The organism is Janthinobacterium sp. SUN206 (assembly GCF_030587305.1).
GTDB classification, from domain to species: domain Bacteria; phylum Pseudomonadota; class Gammaproteobacteria; order Burkholderiales; family Burkholderiaceae_D; genus Janthinobacterium; species Janthinobacterium kumbetense.
This window is the reverse complement of sequence record NZ_JAPWIB010000004.1, coordinates 245,650-265,778: the sequence shown is the minus strand read 5'-3', so window position 1 is coordinate 265,778 and position 20,129 is coordinate 245,650. Positions and strand designations below refer to the sequence as shown.

Annotated in this window: 20 protein-coding genes; 14 read left to right on the top strand and 6 right to left on the bottom strand. The window is 64.8% G+C overall.

Features of this window, described 5'->3' with window-relative positions; genetic code table 11:
• Positions 1–301: 301 nt before the first annotated feature.
• The gene (gene hutC, locus O3300_RS21845) at positions 302–1,021 is read right to left on the bottom strand and encodes a histidine utilization repressor (RefSeq protein WP_070254615.1); all 720 of its coding nucleotides are present in this window, start codon (positions 1,019–1,021) and stop codon (positions 302–304) included.
• Positions 1,022–1,201: 180 nt separating this feature from the next.
• On the opposite strand from hutC, the gene ada reads away from it, so the two are divergent.
• From ada to O3300_RS21830, 3 genes are all read left to right on the top strand, one after another.
• Complete coding sequence (ada, locus tag O3300_RS21840) at positions 1,202–2,257, top strand: bifunctional DNA-binding transcriptional regulator/O6-methylguanine-DNA methyltransferase Ada (protein WP_305054098.1); 1,056 nt, start codon at positions 1,202–1,204, stop codon at positions 2,255–2,257.
• Positions 2,254–2,943, top strand: a complete 690-nt coding sequence (locus tag O3300_RS21835) for a 2OG-Fe(II) oxygenase (RefSeq protein ID WP_328573810.1) — start codon at positions 2,254–2,256, stop codon at positions 2,941–2,943. Before ada ends, O3300_RS21835 begins: the two co-directional genes overlap by 4 nt.
• 75 nt (positions 2,944–3,018) lie before the next feature.
• Complete coding sequence (locus tag O3300_RS21830; protein ID WP_305054097.1) at positions 3,019–4,674, top strand: mechanosensitive ion channel family protein; 1,656 nt, start codon at positions 3,019–3,021, stop codon at positions 4,672–4,674.
• A 7-nt stretch (positions 4,675–4,681) separates the two neighbouring features.
• Here O3300_RS21830 and O3300_RS21825 read toward each other — a convergent pair whose 3' ends face one another.
• Both O3300_RS21825 and O3300_RS21820 read right to left on the bottom strand, forming a co-directional pair.
• Entirely contained in the window at positions 4,682–5,161 is a 480-nt protein-coding gene (locus tag O3300_RS21825; protein ID WP_305054096.1) for a hypothetical protein, read from the bottom strand.
• Entirely contained in the window at positions 5,136–6,167 is a 1,032-nt protein-coding gene (locus O3300_RS21820; protein ID WP_305054095.1) for a hypothetical protein, read from the bottom strand. Before O3300_RS21820 ends, O3300_RS21825 begins: the two co-directional genes overlap by 26 nt.
• A gap of 159 nt (positions 6,168–6,326) precedes the next feature.
• Between O3300_RS21820 and O3300_RS21815 the strand changes: the two genes are divergently transcribed.
• The 9 genes from O3300_RS21815 (at position 6,327) to O3300_RS21775 (ending at position 17,569) form a co-directional block, all read left to right on the top strand.
• Entirely contained in the window at positions 6,327–6,941 is a 615-nt protein-coding gene (locus O3300_RS21815) for a GNAT family N-acetyltransferase (protein WP_305054094.1), read from the top strand.
• A gap of 66 nt (positions 6,942–7,007) precedes the next feature.
• Entirely contained in the window at positions 7,008–8,681 is a 1,674-nt protein-coding gene (locus O3300_RS21810; RefSeq protein ID WP_305054093.1) for an amidohydrolase, read from the top strand.
• A gap of 106 nt (positions 8,682–8,787) precedes the next feature.
• Positions 8,788–10,491 carry a urocanate hydratase gene (gene hutU / locus O3300_RS21805; RefSeq protein ID WP_305054092.1) on the top strand — a complete coding sequence of 568 codons (1,704 nt, stop codon included), beginning with the start codon at positions 8,788–8,790 and terminating at the stop codon, positions 10,489–10,491.
• A 19-nt stretch (positions 10,492–10,510) separates the two neighbouring features.
• Complete coding sequence (hutH, locus tag O3300_RS21800) at positions 10,511–12,070, top strand: histidine ammonia-lyase (RefSeq protein ID WP_289900202.1); 1,560 nt, start codon at positions 10,511–10,513, stop codon at positions 12,068–12,070.
• A gap of 20 nt (positions 12,071–12,090) precedes the next feature.
• Positions 12,091–12,879, top strand: a complete 789-nt coding sequence (hutG, locus tag O3300_RS21795; RefSeq protein WP_305054091.1) for an N-formylglutamate deformylase — start codon at positions 12,091–12,093, stop codon at positions 12,877–12,879.
• On the top strand, positions 12,864–14,240 hold the full coding sequence (locus O3300_RS21790) for a formimidoylglutamate deiminase (protein ID WP_305054090.1): 1,377 nt from the start codon (positions 12,864–12,866) through the stop codon (positions 14,238–14,240). The genes hutG and O3300_RS21790 overlap by 16 nt, the downstream gene beginning before the upstream one ends.
• The gene (locus O3300_RS21785) at positions 14,240–14,815 is read left to right on the top strand and encodes a HutD family protein (protein ID WP_305054089.1); all 576 of its coding nucleotides are present in this window, start codon (positions 14,240–14,242) and stop codon (positions 14,813–14,815) included. The genes O3300_RS21790 and O3300_RS21785 overlap by 1 nt, the downstream gene beginning before the upstream one ends.
• Positions 14,816–14,827: 12 nt before the next feature.
• The gene (hutI, locus tag O3300_RS21780; protein WP_305054088.1) at positions 14,828–16,054 is read left to right on the top strand and encodes an imidazolonepropionase; all 1,227 of its coding nucleotides are present in this window, start codon (positions 14,828–14,830) and stop codon (positions 16,052–16,054) included.
• Positions 16,055–16,138: 84 nt separating this feature from the next.
• Complete coding sequence (locus tag O3300_RS21775) at positions 16,139–17,569, top strand: glycine betaine ABC transporter substrate-binding protein (protein ID WP_305054258.1); 1,431 nt, start codon at positions 16,139–16,141, stop codon at positions 17,567–17,569.
• 11 nt (positions 17,570–17,580) lie between these two features.
• On the opposite strand, the gene O3300_RS21770 is transcribed toward O3300_RS21775, so the two are convergent.
• Positions 17,581–17,760 (bottom strand): hypothetical protein, encoded by a 180-nt coding sequence (locus O3300_RS21770; RefSeq protein ID WP_034746290.1) that lies wholly within the window; start codon positions 17,758–17,760, stop codon positions 17,581–17,583.
• Between the two features lie 14 nt (positions 17,761–17,774).
• On the opposite strand from O3300_RS21770, the gene O3300_RS21765 reads away from it, so the two are divergent.
• Positions 17,775–18,116, top strand: coding sequence for a hypothetical protein (locus O3300_RS21765; RefSeq protein WP_305054087.1), 342 nt, complete (start codon positions 17,775–17,777; stop codon positions 18,114–18,116).
• Positions 18,117–18,349: 233 nt separating this feature from the next.
• On the opposite strand, the gene O3300_RS21760 is transcribed toward O3300_RS21765, so the two are convergent.
• A complete protein-coding gene (locus O3300_RS21760; RefSeq protein ID WP_289913048.1) occupies positions 18,350–18,856 on the bottom strand; it encodes a GNAT family N-acetyltransferase in 507 nt (168 codons plus the stop codon).
• Positions 18,853–19,797 carry a DMT family transporter gene (locus O3300_RS21755; protein WP_305054086.1) on the bottom strand — a complete coding sequence of 315 codons (945 nt, stop codon included), beginning with the start codon at positions 19,795–19,797 and terminating at the stop codon, positions 18,853–18,855. The genes O3300_RS21760 and O3300_RS21755 overlap by 4 nt, the downstream gene beginning before the upstream one ends.
• Positions 19,798–19,979: 182 nt before the next feature.
• Here O3300_RS21755 and O3300_RS21750 point away from each other — a divergent pair, with 182 nt between their 5' ends.
• Positions 19,980–20,111, top strand: coding sequence for a hypothetical protein (locus O3300_RS21750; protein WP_257218848.1), 132 nt, complete (start codon positions 19,980–19,982; stop codon positions 20,109–20,111).
• Positions 20,112–20,129 lie beyond the last annotated feature (18 nt).

The following is a 20,129-nucleotide window of genomic DNA, read 5'->3' as shown; positions in this document are numbered from 1 at the left end:
CGGCGCAGCGCAGGGCGCCGTGGGCGTGGTGCGCCGAAACTCGTGTGGCTGCAATACGACAAATGCATCCCTTTCTGGGGCGTGATTGGACTAGGCTGGCAGTACATGAGGCGCGCTCAAATAAACGCCTGCGGCGCTTTCTGGCGGCAACTATAGCATCGAATATTTACTCGGAGTATTTAAGTTCAGAAACGGCCAAAACGGGATTTTTTTTGCCCCGAAATGGCCGTTTTTTTGCGATTTGGTGAGAATTCGTGAGAAAGTTGGCGCGAATTCGTGCTACTCAATCGAGGCGATAGCCTCAGCTAAAGCTGCCGGCGAATTGATAGCGGTGTCCGGGATGCCACATGGTGGCGATCGAGGCGATCTTGCCGCCCGAACGCGTCTGGCGGCGCAGCACCAGGCACGGCTGTTTGGTGTCGATGGCCAGCATTTCGGCGATGTCGCGCGGCGCCGACAGCGCTTCGATGCTGTAGGTGGCCCCTTGCAGGGGCGCGGCGGCCATCAGGTATTCGTTTGGCGTGATGCTGGAAAAATCCTGCGTCATGTAGTCGGGCGCGCACTCGGGATTGACCCAGCGGTCTTCGACCTGGATCGGCACGCCATTTTCAAAATGCACGATCAGCGAATGAAACAGCGGGTGTTCCGGCGGCAGGCCGAACTGCTTGGCCAGCAAGTCGGACGCCTTGGTGCGTTCCAGTAATTGCAAGCTGCTGCGGTGGATATGTCCGCGCGCGCGCACTTCATCGGCGATACTCTTGATTTCCAACAAGGTCGCCTGGTATTTTTGCTGTGCCACATAGGTGCCGGAACCCTGGCGGCGCGTCAGCACCTGCTCGCTGGTCAGTTCGCGCACGGCGCGGTTGACCGTCATGCGCGAGACGCCGAATTGTTTGACCAAGGCTTGCTCGGAGGGAATCACGTCGCCTTCCTTCCAGCGTCCGGCGGCGATGCCGGCCAGCAGAAAATCCTTGATGCGCTGGAAAATGGGCGTATTTTCTTGTGTATTGTGGTCGTCCAATGCGGTTTCTCCGGGGCACGGGCAGGGCGCGCCGCCGGCTGGAGGCGCGATGGCCGATTTTAGCACCGAGCAAGGCAGGCGCCGCCAGCCTTTTTTGAATTCAAAAGCAAGCGCCGGAGTGTGGTGCGCCCAGGCGCTGGCTATGCTGGAGACTTGCCAATCACAAGCACGGAGTCCGACATGCCTCACTCATACCTGACCGACGACGAGCGCTGGGACGCCCTGCAGCGCCGCGCCGCCGACGCCGACGGCGTCTTTTATTATTCGGTGCGCACGACGGGCGTGTATTGCCGGCCATCCTGCGCGGCGCGCCCCGCCTTGCGCCGCAACGTGGCTTTCCACGCCAGTTGCGAGCAGGCGGAGGCGGCCGGTTTTCGTCCCTGCCTGCGCTGCAAGCCCAACCTGCCGCCGCTGGCCCAGCGCCAGGCGGCCATCGTGGCCGATATCTGCCGTTTGATCGACGCCAGCGACGAGCTGCCCGACCTGGACAGCCTTGCACAGGCCGCCGGTCTGAGCCGTTTTCACTTTCACCGCGTCTTCAAGGCGCACACGGGCATCACGCCGAAAGCGTATGCGGCGGCGCGGCGCGGCGAGCGCCTGAAGGCCGGCTTGCAGGGGGCGGGCAACGTCACCGAGACCCTGTACGCGGCCGGTTTCAATTCCAGCGGCCGCCTGTATGCCGCCACGCCGGGCTTGCTGGGCATGACGCCAGGCGCGTTTCGCGCCGGCGGCAGCGGCGCCGTGATCCGCTTTGCCGTCGGCGCCTGTTCGCTGGGCGCCATCCTCGTGGCCAGCACGGACAAGGGCATTTGCGCGATTTTGATCGATGACGACCCGGAAGTGCTGCTGCGCGACTTGCAGGACCGCTTTCCGCAAGCCGAGCTGCGCGGCGCGGAAGCCGACTATGAACAAACGGTGGCGCAGGTGGTGGGGCTGGTCGAGGCGCCGGGCCTGGGACTGGACTTGCCGCTCGACGTGCGCGGCACCGTGTTCCAGCAGCGCGTGTGGCAAGCCTTGCGCGAGATTCCCGCCGGCAGCACGGTCAGCTATGCCGAGCTGGCGCGGCGCATCGGCACCCCGCAAGGCGCGCGCGCCGTGGCGGGCGCCTGTGCGGCCAATGCCCTGGCCGTTGCCATTCCCTGCCACCGCGTGGTGCGCAACGATGGCGCGCTGTCCGGCTACCGCTGGGGCGTGGAGCGCAAGCAGGCGCTGCTGGAACGCGAGGGCGAACGGTGAGGGCGCTGGACTGGCGCCAGATCGAGGATGATCTGAATCAATACGGCTGCGCCGTCGTGCCGGGCTTGCTGAATCCCGCGCAGTGCGCTGCGCTGGCGGCGCAGTACGACGATGCGTCGCGTTTTCGCAGCAGGGTGGTGATGCAGCGCCATGGTTTTGGGCAAGGCGAGTACCAGTATTGGGCGCATCCGTTGCCCGATGCTGTGGCTGCCTTGCGCACGGAGTTGTATCCGCCGCTGGCGGCCATCGCCAACCGCTGGCACGCCAGCATGGGCCTCGATAGCCGCTTTCCCGTGGCGCACGCCGATTTCCTCGCGCGCTGCCATGCGGCGGGGCAAACCCGGCCCACGCCCTTGCTGCTGCGCTACCGCGAGGGCGATTACAACTGCCTGCACCAGGACTTGTATGGCGAGCACGTGTTTCCGCTGCAACTGGCCGTATTGTTGTCGCGCCCGCAAGACGATTTCACGGGCGGCGAGTTCGTGCTGACGGAGCAGCGCCCGCGCATGCAGTCGCGCGCCGAAGTGGTGCCGCTGGCGCAGGGCGACGCCGTGCTCTTTCCCGTCGCGCAGCGCCCCGTGAATGGCACGCGCGGCAGTTACCGCGTGAACATGCGCCATGGCGTGTCGCGCCTGCGTTCGGGCTTGCGCCACACCCTGGGCATCATTTTCCACGATGCGAGCTGAACGGTAGCTGCGGCGCTTGAGTTTCCAGGATTACATGGCATGATGGCTGCTTCTTGTCACTCTTTCATTTCTGCCATGTCCGCGCTGCTCCGCCTGTTGTGCCTGTTGACCATTTTCCTGCTGCCCGCAGCCCATGCGGACGATGGCGTGCCCGCGCTCGTTGCGGAGGCCGCGTCCGTCGTGGCGCCGTCGCAGGCCGCGGCGGCCAGGACGGCGCCGCTGATGTTTGCCAACCGCAAGGTGTTCGTATTCCGCGCCGCGCTGGCCGGCTATCCGCCCGATGAGCGGGCCACGGGCGCGCAGCGCCGCCTGGAAGGCGTGCTGGCCAAGAATGGCCCCTTGCAGACGAGCACGCGCATGATTCCCGAAGGCACGCAAGTGCTGCTCGACGGCGTGCAGCTGTTCGTCGTCGTGCCTGGCGACGTCAACCAGCTGGCCGGCGACACGACGGAAAGCGTGGCGAAAACGGCGGCCGGCGAGTTGAGCAAGGCCGTGCTCGATTACCGCGAACAGGGCAGCTGGCGTTACCTGGCCATCGCCGCCGCCGTGTGCGCGGCCGCCACCCTCGTGTTCTGGCTCGTGTGGATGGGGCTGACGCGTCTGTACCACTGGGCCAAGCGCCGCAGCGGCATCCTGCTGGCCTCGCGCCTGCGCGACGTGCGCCTGAAGAACGTGCGCGTGCTCGACGCCGAACATTACATCGCCTTCGCGTATCAACTGCTGAGCGCCGTGCTGTGGGGCTTGCGCCTGATGGCCACGTATCTGTGGGCCGCCTTCGTGCTGGGCCGCTTGCCCTACACGCGCTCCTGGGGCGAAAGCCTGAGCGGCTATCTGTTCGACGTGGCCGCCGACGTCTTCCACGCCATCATCGGCGCCTTGCCGGGGCTGGTGCTGGTGTGCGTCATCTTCGCCATCGCGCGCCTGATCGCCGCCACGGCCGCCTCGCTGTTCAAGCGCGTGGAAAGCGGCGAATTGCAAATCGGCTGGCTGGACAAGGACACGGCCCTGCCGACGCGCCGCATCGCCAGCGTGGTGATCTGGCTGTTCGCGCTGGCCATGGCCTACCCGTATCTGCCCGGTTCGCACACGGCCGCTTTCCAGGGCCTGTCCGTGCTGGTGGGCCTGATGGTGTCGATCGGCGCGTCGAGCATCGTGGGCCAGGGCGCCAGCGGCCTGATCCTGATGTACACGCGCGCCCTGCGCAAAGGCGAATATGTGCGCGTGGGCGACAGCGAAGGCACGGTGGTCGACGTGGGCATGTTCGAGACGCGCCTGCGCACGGGCCTGGGCGAAGAGGTGGCCTTGCCGAACGCCTGGGTGATGTCGCAGACGACAAAGAACTATTCGCGCGCCCAGCCCGGCGGCGGCTTCGTGCTCGACTCCACCGTCACCATCGGCTACGCCACGCCGTGGCGGCAAGTGCACGCCATGCTGGAACTGGCCGCGTCGCGCACGACGGAGCTGTCCACCACGCCGAAGCCGTACGTGATGCAACTGGCCCTGCAAGATTACTACGTGCAATACCGCCTCGTCGCCTACGCCAGCGCCGAAGTCCCCCGCCAGCGCGCCGAAGTGCTGAACCGATTGCACCAGAACATCATCGACGTCTTCAACGAATTCGACGTACAGATCACCTCGCCGCACTACATCGATGACCCGAAAGAGTCGCATGTGGTGCCGCCCGGTGAATGGTTCAGGGCGCCGGCGCAGCGGGGGGAGGATGATAAATAACGTCGAATCATGGGCGTGATGGATGGGGTGGGCAGATTTCAGTGCGCCACTCCTGCATGTCGCTGTCAATAGGAATGACTTTCTGAGGTCCGGCCGCCGTCGCCACTACGCAGAATTTTCCTTGGTAACCATACGTTGGATCGGACGGATCTTTGGGGCTGCCATTCAGGAATACGCTATAGAAATGCCCGGGTATCAGTTTTTCTGCGCGTATGCCCGTCGCACCGGTAGGCACGTTTCCATAGCGGATGCATGTGCTGGCACGGATGGCTAACGCCATGTCTGGCGGCAGGGAGAACCCCCATACTTCCTTTACCGGTTGCACGGACATGTCTGAAACCATGAGTGCGCCAAGAAATGGCAGGCCATTGCGTGCCTCTTCTTTTTTTGTAATGGAGAAGCAGGGCATGCCCTGCGCCGACTGGATAACTGCTTCTGCCATGCGGGAATATGCCCATGTGTCAGGGAATATCGAATATAGGCTCATGGTCAATATCGTTACCAGGCAAGTTTTTCGGGCTCTTGCGGTCGTTAAAAAAATCATTGAGTACCTTTTTAAACAGTTCTCCGGAGTTTTTATAGCGTTGCTGGCGCATGGCACGAGTGGAAGTTAAAAATCTCAGCACAAAGTAGTCCGCCAATAAATCACCTTGCGCTTCCATGTCATGGCTGGATAATTTCTGATTGGGGAGTAAGGTATATTTGTAGTCCAGCCCCAAGCGAATGGCTCCCCGCAGTTTTACTTGATATCCGAGTTGGTACTGCCAAACATGAACCATTTCGTGCATAAACCAGTGTTTCAGACTATCTTTTTCTTTGGAAAAGTCCTCCTTGTAGTCCAATACATGAAAATACATCTCCCCATCCGGCGTCATGGCCACATCCTTCGGCTGCAAGCCAAACCATAGATACGGCTCCCCATGCACCTTGACCTTGCCGTAGTCAATCGCATCCTGGAACAGCATCCACGCCATGTCGATCTCGCCCCTGGTCAGCGGGCGAACCTTGTCCTTCACTTTGACCTGTTTCACGGACGAACCGACATCCTTGCCGGTCGTCTTGATGCCATCCAGCTGGACGATCTTGACGGCAGGCGCTGCGTGTTTTGGCGCGGCGGCGCAGCATGGCGATTTGTCCGGGTGCGGCAGGAATTCGGCCTGGGTGATTTGTTCCTCCCGCTTGCTGGCGATACGCCCCGTGCGCCCCTTCGCATTCGTCGTCCCCGTCCACGTTTCGCCATTGCTCAAGGTGAGCCGGTAGTCGGCGTGCGCCAGCGGTGCGTCGGCTTGCGAGACGAATTCCAGCTGCTCGTCATAGCCGCAGCACCAGCATTCGTCGGGCTGGCCGGCCAGGCGGTGCAGTTCGCAGCCGCTTGTCGCGTTGCGCAGGGCGGCGCCCAGCACGGGCTGGCCGTCGGCGCTGAAGGTGACGATCATGCTGTCGAAGCGCGCGCCCAGGCTGCTCTTCTGGTGCGCCACGAGCTTGAAGAACACGTCGCACGCGGTGGTGCTGATGACATGGTGCCTGGCCATGGGGTATTCCACCTGAAAACCTCAGCGTAGACCCGTGGCGTCTTGCAGGTATTGACTGGGCGCAAGGCCTGCGCGCTTGCGTTAAGATGCCGGGCGTTTCAATAAGAAGAAAGAGTCCCCATGTCCAGCCCATCCAACATCGAATCCTCCCGCACCGCCCGCAGCCTGGCCGCCGCCCTGATCGGCGATCCGTTCTACCACACCGTCACGGTGGCGTGCGGCGGCGACGAGGCGGCGCGGCTGGCCATGCTGGAAGCCTATTTCGCGCTGGCGCTGGTCGAGGGGGGGCAGGCGGGGCGCGTCGACCTGGCTGACGACGCGGGCAATGGCGCCGCCATCTGGACGACGGATACGCCGGCGGCCCTGCGCCAGGCCGCGTATGCGCAGCGCGAAGCCGCCTTGCGCGCGCTGCTGGGGGAGCGGGGCTTTGCGCATTTCACGGCCATCGTCGCGAACATGGAGCACGCGCTGGCGCCGCATGGTCTGCAAGACGCGTGGTACCTGTCGATCGCCGGCATCGCTCCCGCCGCGCAAGGGCAGGGGCTGGGCGCGTCCGTGCTGGCGCCGGGCCTGGCGGCCGTCGATGCGGCCGGCGCCGCGTGCTTCCTGGAGACCTACAACGAGCGCAGCCTGCCGTTCTATGCCCGCCTGGGCTTCGTGGCGGCGGGACGCTACGCGGAAGCCGTCACGGGCTGCGATTACTGGCTGATGGTACGAGCGCCCCGTGCTGCCTGATTGACCATTTTGCCAATTTCTATACACTCGTCTTTTTGCTAACGACTAAAAGACCTGGAGATGGAAATGCCGACCTTGCCACTGCGCCGCACCCTGCTCACGCTCGCCTGCCTGGGGGCCATCGGCCACGCGCATGCCGATACCATCATCGACAATGCCAACGGCTACACCCTCAATGCTGCCGGCAAGGTGGTGCGTTTCACGGCGCTGGCCTTTGACGACGGGGGCAAGCTGCTCGCCGTCGGCAGCGCCGCGCAGGTGAAGCGCAAGGCGGCCAAGGGCGCCATCCATGTCGACGTGCAGGGAAAAACCGTGCTGCCAGGCCTGATCGACGCGCACGGCCACGTCTTCGGCCTGGGGACGATCGCCAGCGGCGTGATGCTGTACGGTTCTGCCTCGCTGCCGGCCGCCGTGCAGGCCGTGGGCGACTTCGCCAAAGCGCATCCCGAGCGCAGCTGGGTCGTCGGCAATGGCTGGAACCAGGAAATCTGGAAGCTGGGACGCTTTCCCACGGCAGCGGAACTCGATGCGGCGGAAAGTGCGCGGCCCGTGTGGCTGCGCCGCGTCGATGGCCACGCGGGCTGGGCCAACAGCCGCGCGCTGGCGCTGGCCGGCATCACGCGCGCCACACAAGACCCGGCGGGCGGCAAGATCGAACGCGATGCAGATGGCAATGCCACCGGCGTGCTGGTCGACAGCGCCATGGACTTGATGGACGCCGTGCTGCCCAAGCCGGGCGACGTGGAAAACCGCGCCGCCCTCGATGGCGCACTGGCGCAGCTGTCGCAAGTGGGCCTGACCAGCGTGCACGATGCGGGCATCGGCCAGATGCAGGACCGGCTGTTCCGCGACTATGCGGACCATGGCAAGCTGACGGTGCGCGTGTACGGCATGATTTTTGACACGACGGAAGACTTCGACGCGCTGTCGAAAAACGGCCCCTTGAATAGCTATGCGCGCGACATGTACGCCTTGCGCGCCGTCAAACTGGTGTCCGACGGCGCTCTGGGCAGCCGCGGTGCGGCCCTGCTGGCACCGTACAGCGACGATCCCTCTACCCGTGGCCTGCTGTTCTACCCGGACGGCGCCATGCGCGCGAAGATGGAAAAGGCCATGCGCGCCGGCTACCAGGTGAATGTGCACGCCATCGGCGACGCGGGCAATCACCAGATCCTCGACGGCTATGCAGCCTTGATCGCGCAATACCGCGGCGCGGGCCTGCGCCACCGCATGGAACATGCGCAGGTGGTGCAATTGAGCGATATCCCCCGCTTCAAGACCCTGGGCATCGTCCCCTCGATGCAGCCGACGCACGCCACGTCCGACCAGAACATGGCGGAGCAGCGCGTGGGCCATGAGCGCATCAAGGGCGCGTATGCGTGGCGCACCTTCCTTGCGCAAGGCTCGCGCATCGCCTGCGGTTCCGACTTCCCCATCGAGTCGCCGAACCCGTTCGAGGGCATCCATGCGGCCGTCACGCGGCAAAACAGCGAGGGCTTCCCGGCCGGCGGCTGGTATCCGCAGCAAGCCATGACGGTGACGCAGGCGCTGCGCTGCTTCACCCTCGACGCGGCTTGGGCGGCGCACCAGGAAAAGGCCATCGGCACCCTGGAAGCGGGCAAATGGGCGGACTTCATCGTCGTCGACCAGGACTTGTTCAGCGTGGAACCAAAGGCCATCGGCAAGACGCAGGTGCTGCAGACGTGGGTGGCGGGCAAGCGCGTGTTCGAGAAAAAATAAGGATTTGACGCCTGCAAAAACCTGTTGACTTGGTTGTATAGACAACCTATGCTGGTAGCACCAGAGCGGGCCAAGTACGCCCGCTCGCACCCTACGAGGAGACAGCATGAACAGCACAATGGACACCGATCCACGCTTTGATGCCAGCCGTACCATCCGCGCCCCGCGCGGCACGGTCATGGCTTGCAAGAGTTGGCAGGCCGAGGCGGCCTACCGCATGTTGCAAAACAATCTGGACCCGGAAGTGGCGGAAAATCCGCAGCACCTGGTCGTCTATGGCGGCATCGGCCGCGCGGCCCGCAACTGGGCTTGTTTCGACCAGATCCTCGCGTCCTTGCGCGAGCTGGAAGACGACCAGACCTTGCTGATCCAGTCCGGCAAGCCGGTGGGCGTGTTCCAGACCCACGCGGATGCGCCGCGCGTACTGATCGCCAACTCCAACCTGGTGCCGAAATGGGCCAACTGGGAACATTTCAACGAACTCGATCGCCAGGGCCTGTTCATGTACGGCCAGATGACGGCCGGCAGCTGGATCTATATCGGCACGCAGGGCATCGTGCAGGGCACGTATGAAACCTTCGCCGAAGCGGGCCGCCAGCATTTCGGCGGCGACTGGGGCGGACGCTGGATTCTGACGGCGGGCCTGGGCGGCATGGGCGGCGCGCAGCCGCTGGCCGCCACCATGGCGGGCGCCGTCTCGCTCAATATCGAATGCCAGCAAAGCAGCATCGACTTCCGTTTGCGCACGCGCTACCTGGACAAGCAGGCGTCCAGCCTGGACGAAGCCCTGGAACTGGTCAAATACCACACGCAGCGCAAGGAAGCCATTTCCATCGGCTTGCTGGGCAACGCGGCCGAAGTGCTGCCGGAGCTGGTGCGCCGCGCCAAGGCGGGCGGCCTGGTGCCGGACCTGGTGACGGACCAGACGTCCGCGCATGACCTGGTCAACGGCTATCTGCCGCGCGGCTGGAGCGTGTCGGACTGGAAGGCGGCGCAACAAGACCCGCAGCGCCATGCGCGCCTGACGGTGGCGGCCGCCGATTCCTGTGCCGCCCACGTGCAAGCCATGCTCGATTTCCACGCCATGGGCGTGAACACCGTCGATTACGGCAACAACATCCGCCAGGTGGCGTTCGACCAGGGCGTGCAGAATGCCTTCGACTTCCCCGGCTTCGTGCCCGCCTACATCCGCCCGCAGTTCTGCGAAGGGCGCGGGCCGTTCCGCTGGGTGGCCTTGTCGGGCGACCCGGAAGACATCTATAAAACGGATGCGAAGATCAAGGAGCTGTTCCCGCACCACGCGCAGGTGCACCACTGGCTGGACATGGCGCGCGAGCGCATCGCCTTCCAGGGGCTGCCGGCGCGCATCTGCTGGCTGGGACTGGGCGAGCGCCACATCGCCGGCCTGGCCTTCAACGAGATGGTGCGCACGGGCGAGCTGAAGGCGCCCATCGTCATCGGCCGCGACCACCTCGATACGGGGTCCGTCGCCAGCCCGAACCGCGAGACGGAAAGCATGAAGGATGGCACGGACGCCGTCTCCGACTGGCCGCTGCTCAACGCCATGCTCAATACGGCCGGCGGCGCCACCTGGGTCTCGCTGCACCATGGCGGCGGCGTGGGAATGGGGTATTCTCAGCATGCGGGCATGGTCATCGTGGCCGATGGCAGCGAAGCGGCGGCGAAACGCCTGGCGCGCGTGCTGGTCAACGACAGCGGCTCGGGCGTGATGCGCCATGCCGATGCCGGCTACGAAACAGCGGCCGCCTGCGCCAAGCGCAACGGCCTGATTCTTCCCATGATTCCTTGAGACCTCGATTCGAATGACTATGACACAGCATGCCAAAAGTTGGACCCTGAAACCAGGCGCGATGACCCTGGCCGACCTGCGCGCCGTCTGGGCCGCGCCGGCAAAATTGACCCTCGCTGCCGAGGCCTATCCCGTCATCGAGGCGTCGGCCGCCGCCGTGCAAGCCATCGTCGCCAAGGGCGACGCGGCGTACGGCATCAACACGGGCTTCGGCCTGCTCGCCAAGACGCGCATCCCCGATGAAAAGCTGGAGCAGTTGCAGCGCAACCTGATCCTGTCGCATTCCGTCGGCACGGGGGAACTGCTGTCGGACGCCGTCGTGCGCCTGATCATGCTGATGAAGATCGGCAGCCTGGCGCGCGGCTTTTCCGGCGTGCGCCCGCTGATCGTCGATACCCTGATCGCCCTGTACAACGCGGGCATCATGCCGGCCATTCCCGCCAAGGGGTCCGTCGGCGCCTCGGGCGACCTGGCGCCGCTGTCGCACATGACCCTGGCCATGCTGGGCGTGGGCGACGTGCGCGTCAACGGCGAATTGATGGCGGCCCCCGAGGCGCTGGCGCAGGCGGGCATCGCGCCCGTGGTGCTGGCGGCGAAAGAGGGCCTGGCGCTGATCAACGGCACGCAAGTGTCGAACGCGCTGGCGCTGCATGGCCTGTTCATGGCCGAGCGCCTGCTGGAAGCGGCCATGGTCACGGGCGCGCTGTCGCTCGACGCGGCCAAGGGCAGCGATTCGCCGTTCGACGCGCGCGTGCACGCCGTGCGCGGACAGCCGGGCCAGATCCTGGCCGCGCAGATGTACCGCCAGTTGGTGGCGCACAGCGCGATTCGCGCTTCGCACCTGGAAGGTGACGAGCGCGTGCAGGATCCGTACAGCCTGCGCTGCCAGCCGCAAGTCATGGGCGCCTGCCTCGATTTGATCGGCAACGTCGGCCGCACCCTGTTGATCGAAGCCAATGCCGTCACGGACAACCCGCTGATCTTCCAGGATGGCCCCAACGGGCAGGCGGAAATCGTCTCGGGCGGCAATTTCCATGCGGAGCCGGTGGCCTTTGCGGCCGACACCTTGGCGCTGGCGATTTCCGAAATCGGCGCGCTGGCCGAGCGCCGCATCGCGCTGCTGATCGACGCCACCTTGTCCGGCCTGCCGCCTTTCCTCGTGCGCGACCCGGGTGTCAATTCCGGCTTCATGATCGCCCACGTGACGGCTGCCGCGTTGGCGTCGGAAAACAAGTCGCTCGCGCATCCGGCCAGCGTCGACAGCCTGCCGACGTCCGCCAACCAGGAAGACCACGTGAGCATGGCCACGTTCGCCGGGCGCCGCCTGGACGACATGGCGCACAACACGGCCGTCATCGTCGGCATCGAGCTGCTGGCCGCCGCGCAGGGCATCGATTTCCACCGTCCGCTGAAAACCTCGCCGCACCTGGAACATGTGCATCACCAGTTGCGCCAGAAAGTGCCGTTCTTCGACGCCGACCGCTTCTTCGCGCCCGACATCGAAGCGGCCAAGCAGATGGTGCTGCAGGGTGAGTTGAGCAGCACGTGCAAGAATTTGTTCGCTCCGCTGTACGCTTGAGCTGGAGCAAGGAGACAAGCATGGATTTCCGCTTTAATGAAGGCAGCATCCCGCTGCTCGTGTCGATGCCCCACGTGGGCACCGACATACCGGACGATATCGCCGCGCGCATGACGCCGCAGGCCCTGGTCAAGGCCGACACGGACTGGCATCTGCGCGAGCTGTATGGCTTTTTGCAGGAGATGGATGCGTCCGTGCTGTCGGCGCGCTGGTCGCGCTACACCATCGACTTGAACCGCCCGCAGGAAGACACGAATTTGTATCCGGGGCAGGATACGACGGGCTTGCTGCCCAACGATACCTTTCACCGCGAGCCGCTGTACCTGGCCGGCCGCGAACCGGATGCGCAGGACGTGCGGCAGCGGCTGCAGCGCTACTGGGCGCCGTATCATGCGCAGCTGCGCGCGGAGCTGGACCGGCTGCTGCGCGTGCATGGCGCCGTGGTGCTGTGGGATGCCCATTCGATCGCCTCGCGCGTGCCGCGCTTCTTTGACGGCAAGCTGCCCGACCTGAACTTTGGTACGGCCGATGGCGCCAGCTGCGATAGCGGCCTGACGTCCGCCGTGGTCGATATCGCGCGCGCGCAGGAGGCATTTACCGTGGCCTTGAATGGCCGCTTCAAGGGCGGCCATATCACGCGCCGCTACGGCCAGCCGGCGCAGCGCGTGCATGCGATCCAGCTGGAGATGTGCCAGTGCCTGTACATGGACGAAACGGAACCGTTTGGCTACCGGCCCGACCTGGCGGCGCAAGTGCAGCCGCTGCTGCGCCAGATGATGGAAGCGGCCGTGGCATGGGTGGCGCGTTGAGTGCGTCCCTGTTTGCGCGCCATGCGCTGCTGCCGCAAGGCTGGCGCCGTGACGTGCTGCTGGAATGGGACAAGAATGGGGATTTGACGGCGGTGGCGGAAAACGCCGCGCCGCCCGCCGGCGCCGAAGTGGCCGAATATGTCTTGCCCGGCATGGTCAACCTGCATTCGCACGCGTTCCAGCGGGCGCTGGGCGGCATGACGGAGGTTGCGGGTGACGGGCCGGACAGCTTCTGGACCTGGCGCGAGCTGATGTACCGCTTCGCACGCCACATCACGCCGGAACAGATGGAAAGCATCGCCGCGCAGCTGTTTGCGGAATGCCTGCGCCATGGCTACACGGCCGTGTGCGAATTTCACTACCTGCAGCGCGATATGGCCGGCGCGCTGTATGCGCGTCCCGCGGAAACGGCGGAACGGGTGCTGGCGGCGGCGCGCCTCAGCGGCATCGGCCTGACCATGCTGCCCGTGCTGTACAGCCATGCGGGTTTTGGCGAGCAGGCGTTGAAAGCGGAGCAGGCGCGCTTTCGCACCGATGCGCAAGATGTGCTGCGCATCGTCGAGGCGCTGGCGCCGCAGCGCGGCGGGCAGGTGGAGGTGGGCTTTGCGCCCCATTCGCTGCGCGCGGCCGGCGTAGCGCAGATCAAACAGGTGGCGCAGGCACTGCCCGCGGGCCGTCCCATCCACATCCACATCGCCGAACAGCAGGGCGAGGTGCACCAGTGCCTGGACTACAGCGGCCGGCGCCCGGTGCAGTATTTGTACGAGCAGGTCGACGTCGATGCGCGCTGGTGCCTCGTGCATGCCACGCATGTGCAGCCCGATGAAGTGGCGCTGATGGCCGCCAGCGGCGCCGTGGCGGGCCTGTGCCCGACGACGGAAGCGAACCTGGGCGACGGCCTGTTCCCGCTGGCCGAATTCATCGCTGCCGGCGGGCGCTTTGGCGTCGGCAGCGACAGCCATGTATCGCAGTCGCCCGTCGAGGAATTGCGCTGGCTCGAGTATGCCCAGCGTCTGCAGCGGCAGCAGCGCAATGTCGCCGCCACGTCGGAGGAGCGCCATGTGGGCGACTACCTGTGGCAGGCGGCCCTGCAGGGCGGCGCGCAGGCGGCCGGGCGCAAGCTCGGCGCGCTGGCGCCCGGCTGCCGCGCCGACTTGCTGGTGCTCGACGAGGCGCATGTGAACCTGTGCGGCGTGGCCATCGACAATGTGCTGGGCAGCGTACTTTTCTGCGGCAACGATAACCTGGTGCGCGACGTGCTGTGCGGCGGCCAATGGCAGGTGCGCGACGGGCGCCACGTGGCGCAGGACGCCATCGCCGCCGCCTACAAGCGCACGCTGGCGCAACTGAGGGCGCTCTGATGGCGACCTTCATCCCGCAGGAATGCCTGCGCGCCGCGCCGTGGAAAAACGGCGGCGGCAGCACGATGGAAATCGCCATTGCTCCGCCCGGCGCCAGCCTGATGGAATTCGACTGGCGTATCAGCCTGGCGACGATCACGGCCAGCGGGCCGTTTTCCAGTTTTCCCGGCATCGACCGCAGCCTGATGCTGGTCGATGGCGACAGCGTGCAGCTGACGCTGGACGGCACGCGCAAGGTGACCTTGAGCGCGGCGCAACCGATGCTGTGGTTTCCCGGCGAGGCGGCCGTGGAGGCGCAAGTCAAGGGGACGACGACGGATTTCAATGTGATGACGCGGCGCGACCGCTGCCGCCACCAGCTGGAAAAAATCACGGCCCCGTGCCGGCTGGTGCGGCGCAGCGCGGCGACCTTGCTGTTTGTCGCCGGCGAAGGCCACGTGCTGGCGCGCGGTGGCGAGCAGCAGTTCGCGCTGGCCCGCCATGACGCGCTGCTGCTGGACGCCGACGATGCGCAGGAATGGCGGCTCGACGCCTTGCAGCGTTCGCCCGTCTTGTGCGTCGACCTGTTCACCTAGGGAGAGAAAGCGATGCAAGACTGGGACCTGGTCATCCACAACGTCCACCTGGCCACGATGGAGCACGGTTATGGCGAGCTGCTGGACGCGGCCATCGCCGTCAAGGATGGCCGCATCGCCTGGTTCGGCCCCGGCGACGAGCTGCCGGCCAGCGGCGCGGTGCTGCACGATGGCCAGGGTTGCTGGCTTACGCCCGGCCTGATCGACTGCCACACGCACATCGTCCACGCGGGCAACCGCAGCGACGAATTCGAGGCGCGCCTGAATGGCGCCAGCTATGAAGACATCAGCCGTGCCGGCGGCGGCATCATGTCCACCGTGCGCGCCACGCGCGCGGCCAGCGACGACGAATTGCTGCGGCAAAGTCTGCCCCGCGTGCTGGCGCTGCTGGCCGAGGGCGTGACGACGCTGGAAATCAAGTCCGGCTACGGTCTCGACGCGGCCAGCGAAGCGAAGATGCTGCGCGTGGCGCGCAGGATAGGGCAAACACTGCCCGTATCCGTGCGCACCACCTTCCTCGGCGCGCACGCGCTGCCGCCCGAGTATGCAGGCCAGGCCGATGCGTATATCGGGCTGCTGTGCGGGCAGATGCTGCCCCAGCTGGCCGGCGATGGCCTGGTGGACGCCGTCGACGCCTTTTGCGAGCGCATCGGCTTTACGCCAGCGCAAACGGAAGTCGTGTTCGAAGCGGCGAAAGCGCTGGGGCTACCTGTGAAACTCCATGCCGAGCAGCTGTCGGACCTGGGCGGCGCGGCGCTGGCGGCGCGCTATGGCGGCCTGTCGGCCGACCACCTGGAATTTCTGTCGGCAGAGGGCGTCGCCGCCATGGCGCAGCATGGCACGGTGGCCGTTCTGCTGCCGGGCGCGTATTACTTTTTGCGCGAGACGCAGCCGCCGCCAGTGGCGGCCTTGCGCGCGGCCGGCGTGCCCATGGCCGTGTCCACCGATTGCAACCCGGGCACGTCGCCCATGACGTCCCTGTTGCTGGCGATGAACATGGCGTGCACCCTGTGGCGTTTGACGCCGCAGGAAGCGCTGGCCGGCTGCACGATCCATGCGGCGCGCGCGCTGGGGCTGCAGCAGGAAACGGGCAGCCTGGCGGTGGGCAAGCGCGCTGATTTCGCCCTGTGGCGCATCGCGCGCCCGGCCGACCTGGCGTATGCGCTGGGCCTGAACCCGTGCGCGGGCGTGGTGCATGGCGGTGTCTGGCGCGCGCCGGTGGTAAGCTTGCCGGATTGATCATCCGTCCTGGAGCGCCGCGTGCGTCTTGCTTATTTGCTGTTGTTACTTGTCTTCGCCGCCGCGCCCATATCCTCCCTTGCCATGGACGGCGGCACCTTGAAGGTGGGTTCGAAGCGCTTTACGGAATCATATATTCTCGGCGAAATCGTCAAACAGAGCGCCGCGCCGCACGTTAAGGCGCTGCATCGCCAGGGCCTGGGCAACACGGCCATCGTGCTGGCCGCGCTGCAGGCGGGCAGCATCGACGTGTATGCCGAATACATGGGCACCATCGCCGGCGAAATCCTCAAGCACGACAAGGCCATTGATCTGGCGCAGATGCGGCGCGAGCTGGCGGCGCTGGGCCTGGGCGTGGCCGTGCCGCTGGGCTTTAACAATACCTATGCGCTGGCCATGCGCGGCGATGAAACGGGCATCGCCAGCCTGGCGCAGCTGGCGCAGCATCCCGCCTTGAAGTTCGGCCTGTCGCATGAATTCATCGGCCGGGTCGACGGCTGGCCGGGCCTGGCCGCGCGCTATGGCTTGCCGCAGCGCCCGCGCGGGCTCGATCACGGCATCGCCTACGAGGCGCTGGCGCAGCGCCAGGTGGATGTGATCGACATCTATTCGACGGACGCGAAGATACGCCAGTACGGCTTGCGCGTGCTGGCCGATACGCAGCAGTATTTTCCCCGCTACGACGCCATGCTCCTGTACCGGCTCGATGTGCCGCAGCGTTTTCCCGCCGCCTGGCTCGCGCTGCAAGGCTTGCAGGGGCGCATCAGCGAGAGCGACATGATCGCCATGAATGCGGCCGTGGAAATCGATGGGAAGACTTTTTCCGGCGTGGCGCACCAGTGGCTGGCCTCCGGCACGTCGGCGAAAAAACCGGCCGCCGCGCGCAGCAAGCTGCTCGATAAACTCATCGGCGACGATCTGTGGACCCTGACGCGCCAGCACCTGACCCTGGTGCTGCTGTCGGTGGCGCTGGCGTGCCTGATCGGCATTCCGCTGGGCGTGCTGGCGGCACTATCGGCGCCGCTGCGGCAAACGGTGCTGGCCTTCGTCGGCGTGCTGCAGACGGTGCCGTCGCTGGCCCTGCTGGCGATATTGATCCCGCTGCTGGGCATGATAGGCACGGTGCCGGCGCTGGTGGCCCTATTCGTGTACGCCTTGTTGCCCATCGTGCGCAACACGTGCACGGGCATCTTGCAGGTGCCGCAAGGCTTGCGCATGGCGGCGCTGGCGCTGGGCTTGAGCAAGCGCGACCGCTTGCTGCACGTGGACTTGCCGCTGGCCTTGCCGGTGATGCTGGCGGGCATCAAAACGGCGGCCGTGATGAGCGTGGGCACGGCCACCATCGCCGCCTTTATCGGCGCGGGCGGTTACGGCGAACGCATCACCATCGGCCTGGCGCTGAATGACAACGACATGCTGCTGGCCGGCGCGATCCCCGCAGCCGTGCTGGCCCTGCTGACGCAAGGCTTGTTCGAGCTGGTGGAGCGCTGGGCCGTTGCCGGCCGGCAGCACTGACGGCATCACGGTTACAGCGAGTGCAGTTTGGAGCGCACCGAGACGACGGCCTGGTGCAGGATGCGTTCAGCCTGGAAGTCGTTCTCGCGCTGTTCGGCGATGGCTTGCAAGTCGCGCGTGTAGCGCTCCAGGCGGGAGCGCAGGTAGGCGCGGTAGATTTTCATGACGAGCGGTTTGGCAGAGACATTCATGATGTGGCTCCCAGGTGCGTAACGATGCGTTCATTTTGTGTGAGCGGAATGCCGCCACTTTGCGCCATATCAAATGCCATGACCCCGTCAAATTGGCGCGTTTGAGATTGCGCAATGCCCCCCTGACCGAAGATGCCACACTGAATCTTCCCTGCTCGCCTGCTCATCATCAGGCGCCGCGGGTCCTGATTCCCTCAAGCATACTCAAGGAGCGTCGCATGGTCATTTTCGCCGTGGTTGCTGGCTGCATCGCCTGCCTGACAGTGTACCAAATCTATACAAATACGCAGGGCGGCAGTGGGGTTGCGCAACAACATATCGGTTTGCACGGCACATTGATTGAACCACGGAAATAATCAGTGTCATCCGAGCGACACTTGGTGACACTTGGTTAGCGGATTTAAGTCAAATGTAAGGCCCGGTAAGCAAATGTAAAGGTCTGCGCGGTGGCAAGCGGCAGCGTTTATATTGATAACCGTTGATTGCATTCTCCCCCTCCCACTTGACAATGGGTTCACCCCGCGGTGCCGCTAGCCCGCGGGGATTTTTTTTGGAACTTGCATTTGCAGTTCCCGCGATGCAGTGCCAATCACAGTGGTTGCGGCGTACCCGCCGACAATTGCGTCAAGGCATCGCCAGCGACCCGGCAGATGCGCCAGTCCGGCATCACGTCCGCGCCCATGCCCTTGTAGAAATTGATCGCGTTTTCATTCCAGTCCAGCACCGACCATTCGAAGCGGCCGCAATCGCGTGCGACGGCCAGTTGCGCCAGCGCCACGAGCATTTGCTTGCCATAACCCTTGCCGCGCACCGATTGCTTCACATACAGGTCTTCCAGATACAAGCCCTTGCGGCACAGGAAGGTGGAAAAGTTGTGGAAGAACAGGGCGAACGTCACCACCTCGCCATCTTCCTCGCCCACCAGCGCTTCGCACGCGGGATGGGCGCCGAACAGGCTGTCGTGCAGCATGGATTCCCTGGCGATCATCATGTGTTCGAGTTTTTCAAACACGGCCAGTTCATGGATCATGCCAAAGATGGCGGCCACGTCGGATGCGGTCGCGGGACGGATGGCGAGGGAGGAAGAGGTGCTCATGTTGCCTTTGTTGATGGAGTGGTGGAAATAGAGGAAACGGCAGCCGTCTTGCGCGCGCCCGAGGTCAGGGCCCAGGCCACGCTGGACAGGCACAGCACCATGCCCGCCCATTCGATGGCGGCGGGCCGGTAGTGTTCGAACTGCACCGACAGCAGCACGGAAATGACGGGGGTGACGACGCCGATATACACGGTCTTTTGCGTGCCGATGCGGGCGATTAAGGTGAAATACGCGCTGAAGGCGATCACCGAACCGAAGATGGCCAGGTACAGCAAGCCCATCCAGTAACTGGGGCGCGCGGGCAATTGCCAGGACTGGCCCGTGGCGACGGCCCAGGCGGCCACCATCAAGGTGCCCCACAGCATGGTCCAGGCCATGGTCAGCATCACGTTGCCGGAATGCTCGCGCACTTTCATGACGAGGGCGTTGCCCACCGTGCTGGACACGGTGGCCACCAGGGCCAGCATGAAGCCGAGCAGGAAATGACCATTGCCGCCGCCCAGGATATCTTGCAGTGCCGCACCGATGGACTGGTAAAACAGCAGCACGATGCCGCAGATGGCGACGAAGGCCGCGCAGCAGGTGCTCCAGGTGATGGGCGTGCCGAAGGCGATGCGGTTGAGCAATGGCGTCCAGAACACCATCAGCGCAAACAGCACGCTGACGAGGGCGGAGACGAGGTACTGTTCGGAACTATACGTGCACACATAGCTGAGGGCAAACGAGGCCAGGCCCTGCAGCAGCATCCATTTCTGCGCGCGCCAGGGCAGGCGCAAGCGGTCGCCGCGCAAGGCGCACCAGGCAAACAGGGTGGCGGACGCGAGGCCGAAGCGGTAGACCACGGAAACGGCGGGGGCGACATCGCCCAGCTGCAAGGTGATGGCCCAGAAGGTGGAGCCCCAGATCAGGCAGGCAATGATGAACAGGAGAGGAGAGGACATCGCGCAAGTATACGGGCATCGCGCGGGGATGGCGAGTATTGGCCGGGCTTGCTCAAAGAGTGGTCAGGAGACAACGAGGCATTGAGCCAGCGCAGTGCTTCTGGTAAATGTTGAATTTATGAAAATATTTACTTTATTATCAAGTAAACATTTTCTGAATTGCATCTTTGAAGGGGACCGCCATGCCAGCCTCACTGCAGATCAAAGTATGGAGCGTGCTTGTGTATGTCGTGGTGGCAACCTTGGTTGCCATCTGGCTGCATGAGGGCATGTCGCCCTCGGCCTTGCTGATGGCCGCCGGCGCATTCGGCTAAAGCGCATGCGCCGGCAAG

Bases quoted from the DNA above. Each gene is read 5' to 3' on its own strand.
- ada (WP_305054098.1), top strand. From the start codon at position 1,202: ATGCCTCACTCATACCTGACCGACGACGAGCGCTGGGACGCCCTGCAG.
- O3300_RS21830 (WP_305054097.1), top strand. From the start codon at position 3,019: ATGTCCGCGCTGCTCCGCCTGTTGTGCCTGTTGACCATTTTCCTGCTG.
- O3300_RS21825 (WP_305054096.1), bottom strand. From the start codon at position 5,161: ATGAGCCTATATTCGATATTCCCTGACACATGGGCATATTCCCGCATG.
- O3300_RS21815 (WP_305054094.1), top strand. From the start codon at position 6,327: ATGTCCAGCCCATCCAACATCGAATCCTCCCGCACCGCCCGCAGCCTG.
- O3300_RS21810 (WP_305054093.1), top strand. From the start codon at position 7,008: ATGCCGACCTTGCCACTGCGCCGCACCCTGCTCACGCTCGCCTGCCTG.
- hutU (WP_305054092.1), top strand. From the start codon at position 8,788: ATGAACAGCACAATGGACACCGATCCACGCTTTGATGCCAGCCGTACC.
- hutH (WP_289900202.1), top strand. From the start codon at position 10,511: ATGACACAGCATGCCAAAAGTTGGACCCTGAAACCAGGCGCGATGACC.
- hutG (WP_305054091.1), top strand. From the start codon at position 12,091: ATGGATTTCCGCTTTAATGAAGGCAGCATCCCGCTGCTCGTGTCGATG.
- O3300_RS21790 (WP_305054090.1), top strand. From the start codon at position 12,864: ATGGGTGGCGCGTTGAGTGCGTCCCTGTTTGCGCGCCATGCGCTGCTG.
- O3300_RS21785 (WP_305054089.1), top strand. From the start codon at position 14,240: ATGGCGACCTTCATCCCGCAGGAATGCCTGCGCGCCGCGCCGTGGAAA.
- hutI (WP_305054088.1), top strand. From the start codon at position 14,828: ATGCAAGACTGGGACCTGGTCATCCACAACGTCCACCTGGCCACGATG.
- O3300_RS21775 (WP_305054258.1), top strand. From the start codon at position 16,139: ATGGACGGCGGCACCTTGAAGGTGGGTTCGAAGCGCTTTACGGAATCA.
- O3300_RS21770 (WP_034746290.1), bottom strand. From the start codon at position 17,760: ATGAATGTCTCTGCCAAACCGCTCGTCATGAAAATCTACCGCGCCTAC.
- O3300_RS21760 (WP_289913048.1), bottom strand. From the start codon at position 18,856: ATGAGCACCTCTTCCTCCCTCGCCATCCGTCCCGCGACCGCATCCGAC.
- O3300_RS21755 (WP_305054086.1), bottom strand. From the start codon at position 19,797: ATGTCCTCTCCTCTCCTGTTCATCATTGCCTGCCTGATCTGGGGCTCC.
- O3300_RS21750 (WP_257218848.1), top strand. From the start codon at position 19,980: ATGCCAGCCTCACTGCAGATCAAAGTATGGAGCGTGCTTGTGTATGTC.